Source organism: Streptomyces sp. NPDC059256 (assembly GCF_042753785.1).
Taxonomy (GTDB): domain Bacteria; phylum Actinomycetota; class Actinomycetes; order Streptomycetales; family Streptomycetaceae; genus Streptomyces.
On record NZ_JBHYZO010000004.1, the window covers coordinates 1 to 16,531 of the forward strand.

Sequence of the window (16,531 nt, forward strand, 5' to 3'; positions counted from 1 at the left end):
GCCCGTGAACGTCTCCACCCACACCGGCTCAGCCCGCAACACCCCACCCATACAGGCAAAATGCCCAGAACAGAGCCTTCTGCAACACCCTTTAGAAGGCGTGCGGGAAGTCCAGCAGACGGTCGGGGTCATACCGCCGCTTCAGCTCCGTGAGCCGTCCCGTCGCCGGACCGTAGTAGGCCCGCCGCCAGTCCGTCAGCAGGGGATCGGTGTAGTTCTGGTAGGCGGCCCCTGACGCATGGCCGCGCATCGCCCCGTGCGTCCGTTGCAGCCAGGACCGTTCGGCCCGGCCGGAGGTGCCCGCCCGCCAGGAGGCGTTGTACTGCGCCAGTACCCGGGAGCGGCGGTGTACGAAGGCAGTCGCCAGCGGCTGTATCCGGTTGATGGCGCCGCCGAGCGCGGTCAGTGAGACGGAGCCCTTGCTCTGTCCGTCCGGAAGCCGGGTGAACGCCTCCGCCGCGTTGAGCAGCGAGCGGATGCCCGCCGCTGGGATCTCGCGGTGGAAGAAGTCGGACGCGGCCGTGTAGGTGGCGCGGTACAGAGCGCCCTCGCTGCTGCGGCCGGGCACCGAGCCCGGTAGTCGGCACTCGTCGGCGGTGAGGGAGGAGCAGCCCGCGTAGTCGAGCATGGCGTCGAGGTAGTCGCGCGATCGCAGGGAGTCGGAGTCGGCCGGGGAGCCCACCGCGTCCACGAGCCGGTCCACGGCGTTCTGGGTGTCGCCTTCCGTGGCGAGCGAGAACAGGTTGATCGCGCAGTTCGGGCTGCCGCCGCCGGGGTCCGCTGCCAGGAGAGCGGCCGACCAGATCTCGTCCCCTTGGTCCGGGCCCCAGCGCTGCCAGGCCGTGAGGACGGCAGCCGCCTTCGCCCAGGGCCATTGGAGGCGGCCGAGGACGACCGGTGGGGCGGGGTGGGTGCGGAACTCCAGGGAGGTCACCACGCCGAACGTGCCGTTGCCCGCGCCGCGCAGCGCCCAGAAGAGGTCCTTCTCGCGTTCGGCGCTGGCGGTCCGCACGGTGCCGTCGGCGGTCACGATGGTTGCTGCCGTGAGGTTGTCGCAGGTCAGCCCGTACGCCCTTGACGCGACGCCATGTCCACCGCCGAGGGTGAGACCGGAGATGCCGACGGAGGGGCAGGAGCCTGCCGGGAGGGTGCGACCGGCTGCGCCCAGTGTTCGGTAGACGTCGATGAGCTGGGCGCCGGCGCCGATGGGGCCGTCGGGGGTGACACGGTTCAGGGTCGACACATCGATGACGAGGCGGCCGTTTCCGGAGGACCAGCCCGCGTAGGAGTGGCCGCCGCTGCGGATGGAGACGGGGACGCGATGGGCCCTGGCGAAGGCCAGGCACTCCTGGATGTCGGCTTCGCCGCTGACGTAGACGACGGCGGCAGGGCGCTGGTCGTCGAACCGGGTGTTGAAGAGTCGACGTGCGCTGCGGTAGTCGGCGTCGTCCGGGGATATCAGTCGGCCGTCGAGACCGGCGGCCAGGGAACGCCAGTTCCGTGGAGCGCGCGTGGCGGTGGGGGCGGACGTGCGGGCCGACGGGCTGCCAGGTGTGGTCGGGCGGTCGACCGAGGGGGAAGGGGTCGGATCGGTGTCTCCTCGACCGCAGGCCGCTGTCGAGGCCAGGGCGACCGCGGTGGTGAGCAGTGCGCGCCGGTCCATCCGACCTCCCCCGGGCGTGGTCTGCCGTCGGGGCAGAGTGTTCCGGTCGGCGGGCCCGATGTCACCGGGTTGTGGGGATCGGGTTGCGGGGGATCGGGATTTCACGGCCCGGGGCTGACCGGTGCGGCCCGGCGCGGCTCGGAGCCGCTCGGTGTGGCGATGGCACGGATCGGGTCTTCAGGCGCTCGGCACGCTCTGGTCCGCCGGTGTCGGTGTCGATCCTGCTGGTGCTGGTGCTGGTGCTGGTGCTGGTGCTGGCGTGGGGCGGGGTACGGCGGGGGAGGCGCAGCCGTGCTCCCGGGCGTCCGTACGGGCGCGGTCGCGCGAGCGGCGGGCGGGACCCGTCCAACCGCAGACGCAGTGGGCCAGGGCGAAGGAACCGCGCTCGACGGTGGTCGTCTGCCCGTTGCCGGGGTGGTCTTGCTGGGGCACGTCACCACGGTACTGGGGGCACGTCACCACGGTGATGGGGGCGCTTCGGCGGCGGTCCTCGCGTGACGGCGGACCCCGGCACTCGTTAGGCGGGACGGGCTGTGGTCTCGCCCGAACGCCCTCCAGGGGCCTCAAGCAGTAGAAGCAGCGGTTCCGGTTGTTGGGGGTTGGCAGCGATGGTGGTGCGACAGCACGGGCGGAGCGGCGGGGTGGTCGCGGTCGCCGCCGTACTCGCAGTGGTGACCGCGACCGGTGGCTGCGCGGTCAACGAGGGCGTCGGCAGCGATGGGAGCAGCGCGGATCGCGATCCGGGCCTGGCGAACGCGCAGGGCCACCTCGGCGGCGGCCAGGCACAGCCGGACCGCTCAGGGACACCCGCCGAGCGCGGGGGCCCGAGCGCCACCGCACCCGGCGACGGCGATGGGCCATCGGGTGCCGTATCGGATCGGGGGCCCGGGATCGCCGCGGCGGATGCGGTGAGGTCCGCCGCCGATGCGCTGCTGGCGGCACGGAGCGCTCGGGCGCGCACTTCCATGGAGACGGCGACCGGGGGGACTCGGGTGACCCTCCACGGCGAGGGGAGGTACGACTTCGCCCGTGGGATGGGGCGGCTGACGGTCACGCTCCCGGAGGACCTCGCGGGTGCCGAGGAACACCGTCCGGTGGTCGAGTTGTTGGCGCCGGGGGCGCTCTACATGAAGAACCGGGGTGCCGGGGTGCCCGCCGACAAGTGGGTGCGCATCGACACATCCACCCTGGCGGACGGCAATCTGGTGACCGGAGGGGCGACCGATCCGCTGACCGCGGCCGAGTTGCTGAGGGGTGCCGGCGATGTGGTCTACCTGGGGGAGAAGGTCTTCGAAGGTGGGGCGGTACGACATTTCCGCGGCAGCACCGACCTCTCGCGGGCGGCCCGGGTGGCGCGGCCCGCCGCGCGTCCGGCGCTGGCGGCTGCGGCGAAAGGGTTCGCCAGGGACCGAGTCGCTTTTGACGTCTACCTGGACGACGAGGGACGCATGCGCAAGGTGCGGCACCGCTTCACCTTCGCCAACGGGGACGGCACGGTCACCGTCACCTCGATCACGGTGCTCGACGGCTTCGGGTTGCCGGTGGCCGTGCGACTGCCAGCTGAACGTGACATTTATGCCGGGAGGATCAGGGGCTAAATGGTCCGGACGTGCCATGCGCGGCGCGTGCATCACTCCCTACGCTAGGAAGCCGGTACCGGCAGGAAGAGGTGAATGCACGTGGCTCCGCCCAGTACGACATTGGTCCAGGACTACGTGGCCCTCGCCGAGATCGAACTGTGCGGCGAGTTGATCATCGCTGCTTCGGCCGCTGATGGGGAGCGGCTCAGTTCGGACCGCATCGACGAGGTACTCAAGGTAGTGACCGAGCGCTCGCCCCACCAGGGGTGATCGCGGGCGGGGTCGGGGCGATGCTGCGCCCCGACCCGTACGCCTGTGGGGCGCGCGAGCAGGTGGAGGCGGAGCGCTGGCCCGGTCGGCAGGGGTGCTGAGTTGTTCGAAGGCCCTCAGGTGCGCAGCAGCCGGGCGATGGCCTTGGTGGCTTCTTCGACCTTGGCGTCCACTTCGGTGCCGCCCTTGACCGCCGCGTCGGCGACACAGTGGCGCAGGTGCTCCTCCAGTAGTTGGAGGGCGAAGGACTGGAGCGCCTTGGTGGAGGCGGAGACCTGGGTCAGTATGTCGATGCAGTAGACGTCCTCGTCGACCATCCGCTGCAGGCCGCGGACCTGGCCCTCGATCCGGCGCAGCCGCTTGAGGTGCTCGTCCTTCTGGTGGTGGTAGCCGTGCACGCCCCTGTCGTGGTCGGTGAGAGGGGTGGCTTCGGTGACCGGGGGGCCGGCCGCCTCGGTGGTCGTCATCGGGTCCTCCCGTTGGTCCTGGCCGTACTGATCCGCGCCATGCATATCCGAATGGTGCTGGCTTGTGAGGGGTGCTATACCCCTCATGGGTATATGGTACCCAATCTCCGAGCGGGAGGTCGGGGCCCATGATGCTCACTGTGCCCCATGGGCGACACTGAAGAACGATGGTTGGCCGTGGCCGGAAGAATGCGCCTAGCATCAGCCTGTCCGAATCCACAGCACCCCGAGGACCCCACGTGCGCTTTCGTCTGACCCCCAGGGAGACGAGCTTCTACGACATGTTCGCCGCGTCGGCGGACAACATCGTCACGGGCTCCAAGCTCCTCATGGAACTGCTCGGGGCCGATGCATCTTCCCGGGCCGAGATCGCGGAACGGATGAGGGCGGCGGAGCACGCGGGCGACGACGCCACCCATGCCATTTTCCACCAGCTGAACTCCTCGTTCATCACGCCCTTCGACCGCGAGGACATCTACAACCTCGCATCCTCCCTCGACGACATCATGGACTTCATGGAGGAGGCCGTCGACCTGGTGGTGCTGTACCAGGTGCAGGAGCTGCCCAAGGGTGTCGAGCAGCAGATCGAGGTGCTGGCGCGTGCGGCTGAGTTGACCGCCGAGGCGATGCCGCACCTGCGGACCATGGAGAACCTCACCGAGTACTGGATCGAGGTCAACCGGCTGGAGAACCAGGCCGACCAGATCCACCGCAAGCTCCTGGCCCAGCTCTTCAACGGCAAGTACGACGCGATGGAGGTGCTGAAGCTCAAGCAGATCGTGGATGTGCTGGAAGAGGCGGCCGACGCCTTCGAGCACGTGGCGAACACCGTGGAGACCATCGCGGTCAAGGAGTCCTGAACCTCGTGGACACCTTCGCTCTGATCGTGACCATTGGTGTCGCGCTCGGATTCACGTACACCAACGGCTTCCACGACTCGGCGAACGCGATCGCCACCTCCGTCTCCACCAGGGCCCTGACACCGCGCGCCGCGCTGGCGATGGCGGCGGTGATGAACCTGGTGGGCGCGTTCCTCGGGCAGGGCGTCGCCAAGACCGTCAGCGAGGGCCTGATCGCCACCCCGCAGGGCAGCAAGGGGATGGGGATCCTCTTCGCCGCACTGATCGGGGCGATCGTCTGGAACCTGGTGACCTGGTACTTCGGTCTGCCGTCCTCGTCCTCGCACGCCTTGTTCGGCGGCATGGTGGGCGCGGCGCTCGCCGGCGGTACGGAGGTGATCTGGTCGGGGGTGCTGGAGAAGGTCGTCATCCCCATGTTCATCTCGCCCGTCGTCGGCCTGGTCGCCGGCTATCTGGTGATGGTCGCGATCATGTGGATCTTCCGGAAGTCCAATCCGCACAAGGCCAAGCGCGGTTTCCGCATCGCCCAGACGGTCTCGGCGGCGGCGATGGCCCTGGGCCACGGCCTCCAGGACGCGCAGAAGACCATGGGCATCGTCGTGATGGCCCTGGTCATCGCGGACGTGGAGGACCAGGGCGACGCGATCCCGGTCTGGGTGAAGATCGCGTGTGCGGTGATGCTCTCACTCGGGACGTACGCGGGCGGCTGGCGCATCATGCGCACCCTCGGCCGCAAGATCATCGAACTGGACCCGCCACAGGGCTTCGCGGCGGAGACGACGGGCGCGTCGATCATGTTCGGCTCCGCGTTCCTGTTCCACGCCCCCATCTCGACGACCCATGTGATCACCTCGGCGATCATGGGCGTGGGGGCCACGAAGCGGGTGAACGCGGTCCGCTGGGGGGTCGCCAAGAACATCGTCATGGGGTGGTTCATCACCATGCCCGCGGCAGCCGCGGTGGCGGCGATGAGCTACGGGGTCGTCTACCTCGTCTTCGGCTGAGCCGGCTGGTCCGGGCTGTCGAGGAGCGAGGGGCCGGGAGCCGTAGCTGTGAGTAGGGCCTTCGGCTGGATGTCCTCGGCGGCCCTCGCTGGACGGTGATCGTACGGGTGGTCAGCCGATGCAGACGCAGTGCCTGGGGACGCGGATGGGCCCGCCCCGGGGAGTGGGGCGGGCCCGTGTCTTGCGGTGGCACCGCCAGGCAGCACCGCGAGACGGACTGGTGGGGCGGGCTCAGCCGAAGCGGCCCGAGATGTAGTCCTCCGTGGCCTGGACCGAGGGGTTGGCGAAGATCCGCTCGGTTTCGTCTATTTCGATGAGCCTCCCCGGCTGGCCCACCGCCGACAGGTTGAAGAACGCCGTCCGGTCCGAGACCCGTGCCGCCTGCTGCATGTTGTGCGTCACGATCACGATCGTGAAGCGCTCCTTCAGCTCGCCGATCAGATCCTCGATCGCCAGGGTGGAGATGGGGTCGAGCGCCGAGCAGGGCTCGTCCATCAGCAGCACCTGGGGTTCGACCGCGATCGCGCGGGCGATGCACAGCCGCTGCTGCTGGCCGCCCGAGAGGCCCGAGCCGGGCTTGTGGAGGCGGTCCTTGACCTCGTTCCAGAGGTTCGCGCCCCGCAGCGACTTCTCGACGACGTCGGGGAGCTGGCCCTTCTTGACGGAGCCGTTCAGCCGTAGACCCGCTGCCACATTGTCGAAGATCGACATGGTGGGGAAGGGGTTGGGCCGTTGGAAGACCATGCCGACCGTGCGGCGCACGGCGACCGGGTCCACCTGGGCCCCGTACAGGTTCTCGTCGTCCAGGAGCACCTTGCCCTCGACACGTCCGCCGGGGGTGACCTCGTGCATGCGGTTCAGGGTGCGCAAGAAGGTGGACTTGCCGCAGCCGGACGGGCCGATGAACGCCGTCACCGAGCGGGGCTCCACGGTCATCGAGATGTCCTCGATCGCCTTGTGGGAGCCGTAGTAGGCGGTCAGTCCGCTGACGTCGATTCGCTTGGCCATCTTTGTGTTCACTTCCCGTGGGCCGCTCAGCGGCCGGTCTTCGGTGCCTTCCAGCGGGCGATGCCGCGGGCCACCAGGTTGAGGATCATGACGAAGGCGATCAGGACCAGTGCGGCGGCCCAGGCGCGGTCGTACGACGCCTCGCTGCCGACCCGGTACTGCTCCCAGATGTAGAACGGAAGCGACGACTGCGCACCTTCGAACGGATTGGTGTTGATCAGCTGGCTGCCGAAGACCAGCAGCATGATCGGGGCGGTCTCGCCGGCGATCCGGGCGATCGCGAGCATCACGCCCGTCGTGATGCCGCCGAGGGCGGTCGGGATGACGACCTTCAGGATCGTCCGCCACTTGGGCACGCCCAGCGCCAGCGCCGCCTCACGCAGCTCGTTCGGCACGAGCTTGAGCATCTCTTCCGTGGAGCGCACCACGACGGGCAGCATCAGGATCGCCAGTGCCAGCGCGCCCATCAGCCCCGACGGGCTGAGTTCGAACATCAGCATGACCGAGAGGAGGAAGAGGCCCGCCACGATGGAGGGGATGCCGGTCATCACGTCGACGAAGAAGGTGACGGCCTTCGCCAGTGCCCCGCCGCCGTACTCGACGAGGTAGACGGCGGTCAGGAGTCCGATCGGTACGGACACCAGGGTGGCGAGCCCGACCTGTTGGAGGGTGCCGACGATGGCGTGGTAGACGCCGCCGCCCGCTTCGAAGCCGGGGACGCCCGCCATGGAGTGGGTGAGGAAGTAGCCGTCGAGGACCTTGACGCCACGGCTGACGGTCACCCAGATCAGCGAGAACAGCGGGACGACGGCCAGGATGAAGCAGACCCAGACGACGCTGGTGGCCAGTCGGTCCTTGGCCTGGCGGCGGTTTTCCACCAGGGAGGTCGCCACGTAGGAGAGGGTCAGGAAGAGGAGGGCGGAGACCATCCCCCACTGGATCTTGCTCTGCCAGCCCGCGAGTGCGCCGAGACCACAGCCCAGGGCGGTGGCGACGACGGCGAATCCGAGCGGTGCCCAACGGGGGAGCTTCTGGCCGTTGAGGCTGTCCGGGCTGGGTGGGGTGGGGCTGGTGGGCCGGTCCTGCACTGCGGTGTGGCTCATGCGTTGGCCCCCGAATACTCCTTGCGGCGGGCGATGATCAGCCGCGCCGCGCCGTTGACCAGCAGGGTCAGGACGAACAGCACCAGACCGGATGCGATCAGTGCGTCCCGTCCGAGTTCATTGGCCTCGTCGAACTTCGCCGCGATGTTCTGGGCGAAGGTGCCGCCGCCCGGGTTGAGCAGATGGAGCGAGATCACGAAGCTCGGCGAGAGGACGGTCGCCACCGCCATCGTTTCGCCGAGCGCGCGGCCCAGTCCCAGCATCGAGGCGGAGATGACACCGGAGCGGCCGAAGGGGAGGACCGACATCCGGATGACTTCCCAGCGGGTCGCACCGAGCGCGAGCGCGGCCTCCTCGTTCATCTTCGGGACCTGGAGGAAGACCTCCCGGCTGACGCTGGTCACGATCGGCAGGATCATGATCGCGAGCAGGATGCCCACGGTGAACAGCGAACGGGCGACCCCGACCTCGGTCTTCTCGAAGAGGTACGTCCAGCCGAAGAAGTCGTCCAGCCAGAGGTTGAGCCCTTCGAGGTAAGGCACGAGGAACAGGGCGCCCCAGATGCCGTAGATGATCGACGGCACGGCGGCCAGCAGATCGACCACGTACGACAGCGGGCCGGCGAGCCGGCGGGGCGCGTAGTGGGAGATGAACAGGGCGATGCCCACTGCGATCGGGACGGCGATCATCATCGCGATCAGTGAGCTGACGACCGTGCCGAAGAGGAGGACCGCGATGCCGAACACGGGCGGGTTCCCGGCCGGGTTCCAGTCGAAGGTGGTGAGGAAGTTGCCCTCGTCCTTCGAGATGGCGATGGCCGCGCGGTAGGTGAGGAACGCGGCGATCGACGCCATGACGAGCAGCAGAAGGATGCCCGAGCCGCGGGAGAGGCCCAGGAAGATCTTGTCGCCCGCCCGCCCGGTGGAGCCGTTCTTCGCGTCGAGGGGGGCGATCGGGGCGAGAGGGGGTGGGGGTGTGTCTATGGGTGTCGTCGATGCCATGGTCTTTCCGGTCTGTGTGGGGGAGTCGCCCGGTGGGGGGCTCCCCTGGCGGCGGTGCACCGGATGGGTTGGGTGGGCGGGGCTTCTCGGGTTCTGGCGGGGTGCTGGTTCCGGCCGGTCTGTTCGGCTGGTCCGTTCGGCCGGTCTGTTCGACCGGTTTCGGGTCGGGTTCTGGTTCCGGGTCGGGTTCCGGTTTCGGGCCGGGTTCCGGTTCAGGCCGGGCTCGGGGGGATCCGCCCGACCGGTGGTCGCTGCCACCGGTCGGGACGGAGCCGGGCCGTGACTACTTCAGGCCCGCCACGGTCTCGCGCACCTTGGCGTTGATCTCGGCGGGGATCGGGGCGTACCCGGCGCCGGACAGGACCTGCTGGCCCTCGTCGCTCGCCGCGTAGCTGAGGAAGGACTTGACCGTGCCGAGCGTCTCGGGCTTGTTGCCGGTGTCGCAGACGACCTCGTAGGTCACCAGGACGATGGGGTAGGCGCCGTCGGCCTTGGTGGCGTAGTCAAGCTCCAGGGCGAGGTCCTTGCCCGTGCCCTTGATCTTGGCGGCGGCGATCGCCTTGGAGGCGTTCGCGGAGGTGGCCTGGACGGGGGCGGCGGCACCGGTGTCGATCTGGACGGTGGGGATCGACTGCGAGGTGGCGTACGACAGCTCGAAGTAGCCGATCGCGCCGTCGACCTGCTTCACCTGTGCTGCGACGCCGGAGGAGCCGGAGGCGGCCTGGCCGCCGGGTGCGGGCCACTTCTTCTCGGCCTCGTACGGCCAGTCGCTCGCGGCTGTGGCGCCGAGGTACTTGCCCAGGTTCTGGGTGGTGCCGGAGTCCTCGGAGCGGTGGAACGCCTGGATCGCCTTGTCCGGGAGGGACGCGCCGTCATTCAGCTTGGCGATGGCCGGGTCGTTCCACTTCTTGATCTTGCCGTTGAAGATCTTGGCGATCGTGGGGGCGTCCAGGGTCAGATCGTCGACGCCGGAGAGGTTGTAGCCGAGGGCGACGGGTCCGCCGACCATCGGCAGGTTGATGCCCTGGCCGCTCTGGCACGTCTTCTTGGACTCGGCGACCTCCTCCGGCTTCAGGGCCGAGTCGGAGCCGGCGAAGCCGACCGTGCCCTGGTTGAAGGCGACGATGCCCTCACCGGACGAAGAGGACTTGTAGTTGATCTCCACGCCCGAGCAGGCCGCCATGTAGTTCTTGACCCAGAGGTCCATGGCGTTCTTCTGCGCGCTGGAACCGGAGGCGAGGAGCTTGCCCTGGGCGCCGTCGCAAGCGATGTTCGACGCCGCGCTGGTCTGGCCGCTGTTACCGCCCGTGCTGCCGGAGTTGTCGTCCGAACCACACGCGGTGAGCACCAGGGCGCCGGAGACGGCGAGGGCGCCGAGCGCCGTGGCGCGAAGCCCGTTCTTGCGCTGAAGCTTCACTTTCGGGTGTTCCTTCCAGAGTCCGCCGGGGTGCCGACCGGGGCCGGGTGTCCGCCTGGCGGCGTATGTCGGGGGTGCGAATGCGCCGGCCTGTTTGCCGGATACCGCGTAAGACCGAAATTAGGCAGATCAGATGAAGCCGCCCATGGGGGTGAGTGAACAGGAGGTGAACCGTGTCGGGCGGCTGGGTGCTCGGGTTCCCGATCCCGCTTCCGGTGTGGTGCGGGTGGTCCGGGAGCAGCCGTACACCTGCTGCGACCAGGGATGTTGAGCGGGTGTTCGACGGCGCGGGGGTCAGCGGTCGAGCGGTGCGCGGTCCGCTCGAACGGGCGGTATCGCGGTGCGCACCCGTCCGTTGTCTCGGCGGGGTGCGGTATCTGCTCCGGGCTGCCCGGAGCAGAGGGAACCCGTCGCCGAGGCGCGGGCGATTGCTCCATCTGCCTGTTGCCCCACCCTGGTCACCTTCCCCTGACGCCCTTCCCCCGGTGGTGTGCCGCCTGCGGTACGCGCCAGCAGGACCGGTCCCCGTCCCGGGCGCGAAGGGTGTGCGCCTGCGGTCGGGCCCTTTACGCAAAGTAGCGCGCGCACGCCGGCGAAGCGCCGGAAACACTCGGGTGGGTGATCACTCGATCGGGCGTGAACCGATGGGGTGTACTGGTAGTACGCTCTGATTATGCGTACCATCATTCTGAAGGTCGTGGGCACCGCCCTGGTCACGGTCCTGCTGACGTATCCCTTCTGGGCTCCCGGCTGGGGGCGCGGCATCCTCGGTGAGATCGAGAACCAGGGGCCGCTGGGGGCGCTGCTGACCATCGCGGTCTTCTTCGGCCTCGTGGCCCTCTACTGCCGGTCCCTGCAACGGACCCTGGCCCTGCTGCCCCCGACGGCAAGGGCAGCGGCGCCGGCATCCGTGTGGTGGATGTTCGCCATCCCCTACAACTTCACCGAGGACTTCTTCATCGTCCGCAACATCGCCGCCTCACTGGCCGCCGATCCCACCACCCCGCCCCGGGCGGTCCGGCGCTGGGCGGCCGTCGGATACGGCTGGTGCGCGGCGCAGATCCTCTCCCTCTTCCCGGGAGTGGCCGGGTATCTGGGGGGTGCGGTCGCCATCGTCCTCTGGGCGGCACACTGGATCATGACGGTCCGGTTCAATCGGCGGCTCGCCCGTCCGCGGTCGCTCGCCCCGCTCGCCCACCACTCCTAGGGAACCCATGCCCCTGCCTCGCTACCACCGGCTCCCGGCCGACACCCGGGCCGCCATCCTCGGCGTCGCCCGCGCCCACTTCGCCCGGGCCGGCAAGGAAGCGGCCTCGTTCAACCAGATCATCGCCGAGGCCAACATCTCCAAGACGTCCGCCTACCACTACTTCGACGGCAAGGACGATCTGTTCGGGGAGGTCGTCGCGGATGCCGCGCGGCGGACGCTCGGCGCGCTCGGCCCCTGGACGGAGGTCGATGCGGCGGGCGAGTTGTGGGAGCAGTTGGCGGCCGGAGCCCGGCGGCTGCGGGCCCAACTGCGCGAGCACCCCGACGACAGGGCCGTCCTCGCCGAACAGCAGCGCGTCGGCGGGGGCCAGGGCGAGGAAGGGGGCGGTGACGACTGGATCGGCCAGTTGGTCGCCAACGGTCTGCGGATCGGGGTGATCGATCCCGGGCCGGACGCCGTCCTGGTCGCCACCGCCACCCGCGGGATCTTCGACGTGCTCGACCGCTGGGCGCTCAATCACCCCGAAGCCTCCGAGCAGTCGGTGACACAAGCGCTCACCATCTTGCTCGCCCGGCTCTGGGGCGCGCCGCCGCCCGGCTTGTCGGACACTGCCTAGTTCACCGGTCTGTCAGGGCAGGTCCGCCAGCAGGGCGTCCAGCACTTCGCGATCCCGTTCCTGGGTGAGCCGGGCACGCGCCGCGTCCGGAGTGAGCCAGGCGAGGCGGTCGACCTCGCTGTTCGCCGCGAACGCGCCCCCGCGTGCCTCTGCGGCCCAGTAGCGGACCTCCTTGGGGTGGCCGTCGACGAGATAGTGGGCCGTGGGCAGTTCGATCCCGGGCGCGCAGTCGCACCCGGTCTCCTCCTTGACCTCGCGCAGTGCGCCGGCGAGCGCGTCCTCACCGCGCTTGAGCTTTCCCTTGGGATGCGACCAGTCATCGTATTTGGGGCGGTGCACCAGACAGACCTCCAAGGTCGCCCGGTCCGACGGACCGCCTGCCCGGTGCCGCCAGAGCACACATCCAGCCGCCAGCACCGGCGCGGGTGCGTCCGGCGCCATCTCCCCGGCCGGCCCGCCCTCGACCCGCCCACTCCCGCCCTCGATCCGCCCACTCCCGATCTCTTCCCGTCCGTTCCCGATCTCTTCGTCGGTCATCGGCCCACCTCCGCCGGGCAGCACTTCTGCCACACCTCGTGGAAGGCGAACCGGGCCGCCTCCACCTCATGTCGCTGGTCCGCGTGGAGCACCCCGAGGGCATAGGCGGTGGCCGGCGCGATGCGCGGGGTGCGGGCCGCCGCGGCTGCGGCCCCGGCTGCCTCGGCCGCATCGCGGTGCAGGTCCAGCAACAGACCGGCCCGATGCAGTGGCTGGGGGAGTCCCCGAGCGGTCGGCACATCGCCGTTCGCCGGCGCCAGCACCTCCGCCGCGTACCGGTGCAGCCTCAGCAGGACCCGGACCTGGTGCCAGGGGGCGTCCTGGGCGTCCTCGGCGGATGCCGCGGCCAGATCGTTGACGAGGGCGTCCGCGTTGTACGGGTGGCCGGCCCGGGCCAGCGGCAGCAGCGCGACCGCCTGCCCCAACCGCTCCTCGGCCACCTGTGCCATCCCTTCCAGCACTTCGAGGGAGCCGGGTCCGGTCAACAGGCCCGGGCTGCCGTTGCGGTGGGTCCTGGCGGCGGGGCCCAGCGGGAGTTCCGAGGCGAGCAGCGCCACCGCGTCGGCCACCGCGTGCAGCCGGGCCGATCCCAGGGCCTGGAGGGTGTTCGAGTGCGCCCGGGTCCGGGCGAGGGTCAGTTGACGCTCCAAGAGTGCCGCGGCCCGGGCGGCGCCCACCGCCAGCGTCCCCGTGCCGACGGCTCGTTGTGCCTGGCCGCGTGGAGCGGGCACGGTATCCGTCGGGTCCACGTGGTCCGTGCTGTCTGTGCTGTCCGTGCGGGCCGGGTGAACTGTGCGGTCAGGGTGAACTGTGAGGTCCGTGAGGTCTGCATGGTGTACGGGATGCTGTACGGGCGAGTGCGCGCGGGTCGGCGGGCCGGTGCCCGACAGTCGGCCCAGCGCGGAGTGCAGCCGCTCCAGCCGTGCCGTACAGGCGTGTTCCTGCGCCAGCGTGCCGGAGATCCAGGCCAGTTCCGTACGCAGTCCGTCCGCCCACTCCACGTCCAGGAGCGGGCGGAAGGTGTGCAGAGTGCCGCCGATGCGGCGGGCCGCCGTCCGCAGTGACAGCGCGGCCCGTGTACTTCCCGCCGCACCCGCGGCTTCGCTCCCGCGCTCCCCGTACAGGCGCAGCCCGCGCAGGAAGTCCCCCGCCCGCTCGTGGAGATACGCGGCGAGGAGGTGGCCCCCCGGAGCCTCCCGGTCCGTGGACGCACGGTCCACGGGCGCGGGTCGGGGGGCCGGGGTCGATTCAGTTCTTGGCACGCCTGCGCCTCCGCGCATCGATCAACATCTCTTGGACATGCTTCAACGGCTGTCCTTCCGCGTCCGTGGAGTGCCTGGTCCATGCCCCGTCGGGGCCCAGGTGCCAGGACGAGACGGAGTCGGACATGCCGCTCTCCATGAAGCGGGTCAGGGCCGCACGGTGGGCCGGGTCGGTGACCCGTACCAGTGCTTCGATCCGTCGGTCGAGGTTGCGGTGCATCATGTCGGCGCTGCCGAGCCACACTTCGGGCTCTCCGCCGTTGCCGAAGGCGAAGAGACGGGAGTGCTCCAGGAAGCGGCCCAGGACGGACCGCACCCGGATGTTCTCGGAGAGCCCCGCGACCCCGGGTCGGATGGCGCAGATCCCGCGTACCCATATGTCCACCGGGACGCCGGCCATGGATGCCCGGTAGCAGGCGTCGATGATGGCCTCGTCCACCATCGAGTTGACCTTGATGCGGACATAGGCGGGCCGGCCGGCGCGGTGGTGCGCGGCCTCCTTGTTTATCCGTGAGACCAGTCCGTCGCGCAGGGACTTGGGGGCGACCAGCAGTCGGCGGTAGGTCTCGCGGCGGGAGTAGCCGGAGAGCCGGTTGAACAGGTCGGACAGGTCGGCGCCGACCTGCGGGTCGGCCGTCAGCAGCCCCAGGTCCTCGTACAGCCGTGCGGTCTTGGGGTGGTAGTTGCCGGTGCCGACGTGGGAGTAGCGCCGCAGGGTGTCGCCCTCCTGGCGCACCACGAGCGAGAGCTTGCAGTGGGTCTTGAGACCGACGAGTCCGTAGACGACGTGGCAGCCCGACTCCTCCAGCTTGCGTGCCCACTTGATGTTGGCCTGCTCGTCGAAGCGGGCCTTGATCTCGACGAGGACGAGGACCTGCTTGCCGGATTCGGCCGCGTCGATGAGGGCGTCGACTATGGGGGAGTCGCCGGAGGTCCGGTAGAGGGTCTGCTTGATGGCCAGTACGTCGGGGTCCGCCGCGGCCTGTTCGAGGAATGCCTGTACGGAGGTGGAGAAGCTGTCGTACGGGTGGTGCAGCAGCACGTCCCGTTCGCGCAGTGCCATGAATATGTCCGGCGCGGAGGAGGACTCGACCTCGGCCAGGTCCCGGTGGGTGCCCGCGATGAACTTCTGGTACTTCAACTCGGGCCGGTCCTGGGCGGCGATGCCGAACAGTCCGGTCAGGTCGAGCGGGCCGGGCAGCGGATAGACCTCGGCGTCGGTGATCTTGAGCTCACGGACCAGCAGGTCCAGGACGTAGGGGTCGATGGACTCCTCGACCTCAAGCCGCACCGGAGGGCCGAAGCGCCTCCGCATCAGTTCCTTCTCCAGGGCCTGGAGCAGGTTCTCGGCGTCGTCCTCCTCGACCTCCAGGTCCTCGTTCCTGGTGACCCTGAACATGTGGTGCGCCAGCACCTCCATGCCCGGGAACAGCTCCTCCAGATGGGCCGCGATGACGTCCTCCAGCGGCACGTACCGCTGCGGGGACGCCTCCAGGAAGCGGGAGAGCAGCGGCGGCACCTTCACCCGGGCGAAGTGCCGGTGTCCGCTGACCGGGTTGCGGACGACGACGGCGAGGTTGAGGGAGAGCCCGGAGATGTACGGGAACGGGTGCGCCGGGTCCACCGCCAGCGGGGTCAGCACCGGGAAGATCTGGTGCCGGAAGAGAGTGAAGAGGCGGGCCTGCTCCTTCTCGGTCAGATCGGGCCAGCGGATCAGATGGATGCCCTCGTCGGCCAGGGCGGGGGAGACATCCTGCTGGAAGGTGGCGGCGTGCCGCGCCATGAGTTCACGGGAGCGGGTCCAGATCAGGTCGAGGACCTCACGGGGCTGGAGCCCGGATGCGGAGCGGGTGGCGACGCCGGTGGCGATGCGGCGCTTGAGGCCGGCGACCCGGACCATGAAGAACTCGTCGAGGTTCGACGCGAAGATGGCGAGGAAGTTAGCCCGTTCGAGTAGCGGGGTCGCCGGGTCCTCGGCCAGTTCCAGTACGCGTTCGTTGAAGGCAAGCCAGCTTCGCTCCCGGTCCAGGAACCGTCCTTGCGGCAGTTCGTCCCCGGAGCCGGTGCGATCGTCCTCTTCGTAGCCGTCGAGGTCCGCATCGAGGTCGGGCTCCAGATCGGAGACCGTGGCTGCGACGGTGTGCGGTCGGTGGGCGGCTATCGAACCGACGGACGGCTGGGGGTGCTGGACCGAGGCATCGGCAGGCTGCTGACTCATGAACCCATTCTTCCGCGTGAAAGGCCCGACAGGCGCGTCGGAGCGGACCGAGATGAGGTGGATTCTCCCGGCCGGCGGTGACGGCACAGAGCGTACGGAGTCAGACGCGGGGTGCTGCATGGGGTGAGGGTCCCAGGGCAGTCTGAATGCCGGGTGACGCCAGGGTGGCCTGTGGGGGCCGGCGAGGTGCCTGGTGGGGGCCTGGGCGGCGGGTGATGGGTCTCTTGAAGGCGGCGGTACGCGGCCCGGGCGCCGTGTGAGGGTTCGCTCTGCCGGGGGACACGGTGATGCCCGGTGACCTGCCGGGGTCCCGTT

16 protein-coding genes are annotated in these 16,531 nt (G+C 69.5%); 6 read left to right on the forward strand and 10 right to left on the reverse strand.

Annotation, left to right across the window (positions count from 1 at the left end; genetic code table 11):
• Positions 1 to 91 precede the first annotated feature (91 nt).
• Complete coding sequence (locus ACFXJL_RS11455) at positions 92 to 1,663, reverse strand: FAD-binding oxidoreductase (protein WP_384691405.1); 1,572 nt, start codon at positions 1,661 to 1,663, stop codon at positions 92 to 94.
• Positions 1,664 to 1,840: 177 nt separating this feature from the next.
• Positions 1,841 to 2,095: a hypothetical protein gene (locus tag ACFXJL_RS11460; protein WP_384691408.1), complete on the reverse strand. Its 255-nt coding sequence runs from the start codon at positions 2,093 to 2,095 to the stop codon at positions 1,841 to 1,843.
• Between the two features lie 176 nt (positions 2,096 to 2,271).
• Here ACFXJL_RS11460 and ACFXJL_RS11465 point away from each other — a divergent pair, with 176 nt between their 5' ends.
• Complete coding sequence (locus tag ACFXJL_RS11465; protein WP_384644531.1) at positions 2,272 to 3,261, forward strand: hypothetical protein; 990 nt, start codon at positions 2,272 to 2,274, stop codon at positions 3,259 to 3,261.
• Positions 3,262 to 3,342: 81 nt separating this feature from the next.
• Positions 3,343 to 3,513, forward strand: coding sequence for a hypothetical protein (locus tag ACFXJL_RS11470; protein ID WP_358879591.1), 171 nt, complete (start codon positions 3,343 to 3,345; stop codon positions 3,511 to 3,513).
• A 116-nt stretch (positions 3,514 to 3,629) separates the two neighbouring features.
• Here the strand turns inward: ACFXJL_RS11470 and ACFXJL_RS11475 are convergent, their stop codons facing one another.
• Entirely contained in the window at positions 3,630 to 3,980 is a 351-nt protein-coding gene (locus tag ACFXJL_RS11475) for a metal-sensitive transcriptional regulator (protein WP_329027606.1), read from the reverse strand.
• Positions 3,981 to 4,219: 239 nt separating this feature from the next.
• Between ACFXJL_RS11475 and ACFXJL_RS11480 the strand changes: the two genes are divergently transcribed.
• Together ACFXJL_RS11480 and ACFXJL_RS11485 are read left to right on the forward strand one after the other, a co-directional pair.
• Positions 4,220 to 4,840, forward strand: a complete 621-nt coding sequence (locus ACFXJL_RS11480) for a DUF47 family protein (protein WP_329020832.1) — start codon at positions 4,220 to 4,222, stop codon at positions 4,838 to 4,840.
• Between the two features lie 5 nt (positions 4,841 to 4,845).
• Positions 4,846 to 5,844, forward strand: a complete 999-nt coding sequence (locus ACFXJL_RS11485) for an inorganic phosphate transporter (RefSeq protein ID WP_329020830.1) — start codon at positions 4,846 to 4,848, stop codon at positions 5,842 to 5,844.
• A gap of 231 nt (positions 5,845 to 6,075) precedes the next feature.
• Here the strand turns inward: ACFXJL_RS11485 and pstB are convergent, their stop codons facing one another.
• The 4 genes from pstB to pstS form a co-directional block, all read right to left on the reverse strand.
• Positions 6,076 to 6,852 (reverse strand): phosphate ABC transporter ATP-binding protein PstB, encoded by a 777-nt coding sequence (pstB, locus tag ACFXJL_RS11490; protein WP_329020826.1) that lies wholly within the window; start codon positions 6,850 to 6,852, stop codon positions 6,076 to 6,078.
• Between the two features lie 26 nt (positions 6,853 to 6,878).
• Positions 6,879 to 7,955 (reverse strand): phosphate ABC transporter permease PstA, encoded by a 1,077-nt coding sequence (gene pstA / locus ACFXJL_RS11495; protein WP_358879569.1) that lies wholly within the window; start codon positions 7,953 to 7,955, stop codon positions 6,879 to 6,881.
• The gene (gene pstC / locus ACFXJL_RS11500; RefSeq protein WP_358879568.1) at positions 7,952 to 8,956 is read right to left on the reverse strand and encodes a phosphate ABC transporter permease subunit PstC; all 1,005 of its coding nucleotides are present in this window, start codon (positions 8,954 to 8,956) and stop codon (positions 7,952 to 7,954) included. Before pstC ends, pstA begins: the two co-directional genes overlap by 4 nt.
• A 283-nt stretch (positions 8,957 to 9,239) precedes the next feature.
• A complete protein-coding gene (pstS, locus tag ACFXJL_RS11505; protein ID WP_358879567.1) occupies positions 9,240 to 10,373 on the reverse strand; it encodes a phosphate ABC transporter substrate-binding protein PstS in 1,134 nt (377 codons plus the stop codon).
• Between the two features lie 673 nt (positions 10,374 to 11,046).
• Here pstS and ACFXJL_RS11510 point away from each other — a divergent pair.
• Both ACFXJL_RS11510 and ACFXJL_RS11515 read left to right on the forward strand, forming a co-directional pair.
• Positions 11,047 to 11,580: a hypothetical protein gene (locus ACFXJL_RS11510; RefSeq protein ID WP_384691414.1), complete on the forward strand. Its 534-nt coding sequence runs from the start codon at positions 11,047 to 11,049 to the stop codon at positions 11,578 to 11,580.
• Positions 11,581 to 11,587: 7 nt separating this feature from the next.
• The gene (locus ACFXJL_RS11515; protein WP_384691417.1) at positions 11,588 to 12,199 is read left to right on the forward strand and encodes a TetR/AcrR family transcriptional regulator; all 612 of its coding nucleotides are present in this window, start codon (positions 11,588 to 11,590) and stop codon (positions 12,197 to 12,199) included.
• 12 nt (positions 12,200 to 12,211) lie between these two features.
• On the opposite strand, the gene ACFXJL_RS11520 is transcribed toward ACFXJL_RS11515, so the two are convergent.
• The 3 genes from ACFXJL_RS11520 to ACFXJL_RS11530 form a co-directional block, all read right to left on the reverse strand.
• Positions 12,212 to 12,640 (reverse strand): NUDIX hydrolase, encoded by a 429-nt coding sequence (locus tag ACFXJL_RS11520; protein ID WP_384692091.1) that lies wholly within the window; start codon positions 12,638 to 12,640, stop codon positions 12,212 to 12,214.
• A 92-nt stretch (positions 12,641 to 12,732) separates the two neighbouring features.
• Positions 12,733 to 14,016, reverse strand: coding sequence for a CHAD domain-containing protein (locus ACFXJL_RS11525; RefSeq protein ID WP_384691420.1), 1,284 nt, complete (start codon positions 14,014 to 14,016; stop codon positions 12,733 to 12,735).
• Positions 13,985 to 16,216: an RNA degradosome polyphosphate kinase gene (locus ACFXJL_RS11530; RefSeq protein ID WP_358879564.1), complete on the reverse strand. Its 2,232-nt coding sequence runs from the start codon at positions 16,214 to 16,216 to the stop codon at positions 13,985 to 13,987. The genes ACFXJL_RS11525 and ACFXJL_RS11530 overlap by 32 nt, the downstream gene beginning before the upstream one ends.
• Positions 16,217 to 16,531 lie beyond the last annotated feature (315 nt).

Excerpts from the sequence above, each read along its gene's own strand:
- ACFXJL_RS11510 (WP_384691414.1), top strand. The coding sequence starts at position 11,047 with ATGCGTACCATCATTCTGAAGGTCGTGGGCACCGCCCTGGTCACGGTC.
- pstB (WP_329020826.1), bottom strand. The coding sequence starts at position 6,852 with ATGGCCAAGCGAATCGACGTCAGCGGACTGACCGCCTACTACGGCTCC.
- ACFXJL_RS11455 (WP_384691405.1), bottom strand. The coding sequence starts at position 1,663 with ATGGACCGGCGCGCACTGCTCACCACCGCGGTCGCCCTGGCCTCGACA.
- ACFXJL_RS11515 (WP_384691417.1), top strand. The coding sequence starts at position 11,588 with ATGCCCCTGCCTCGCTACCACCGGCTCCCGGCCGACACCCGGGCCGCC.
- pstC (WP_358879568.1), bottom strand. The coding sequence starts at position 8,956 with ATGGCATCGACGACACCCATAGACACACCCCCACCCCCTCTCGCCCCG.
- ACFXJL_RS11525 (WP_384691420.1), bottom strand. The coding sequence starts at position 14,016 with ATGCGCGGAGGCGCAGGCGTGCCAAGAACTGAATCGACCCCGGCCCCC.
- ACFXJL_RS11520 (WP_384692091.1), bottom strand. The coding sequence starts at position 12,640 with ATGGCGCCGGACGCACCCGCGCCGGTGCTGGCGGCTGGATGTGTGCTC.
- ACFXJL_RS11475 (WP_329027606.1), bottom strand. The coding sequence starts at position 3,980 with ATGACGACCACCGAGGCGGCCGGCCCCCCGGTCACCGAAGCCACCCCT.
- ACFXJL_RS11465 (WP_384644531.1), top strand. The coding sequence starts at position 2,272 with ATGGTGGTGCGACAGCACGGGCGGAGCGGCGGGGTGGTCGCGGTCGCC.
- ACFXJL_RS11530 (WP_358879564.1), bottom strand. The coding sequence starts at position 16,216 with ATGAGTCAGCAGCCTGCCGATGCCTCGGTCCAGCACCCCCAGCCGTCC.
- pstA (WP_358879569.1), bottom strand. The coding sequence starts at position 7,955 with ATGAGCCACACCGCAGTGCAGGACCGGCCCACCAGCCCCACCCCACCC.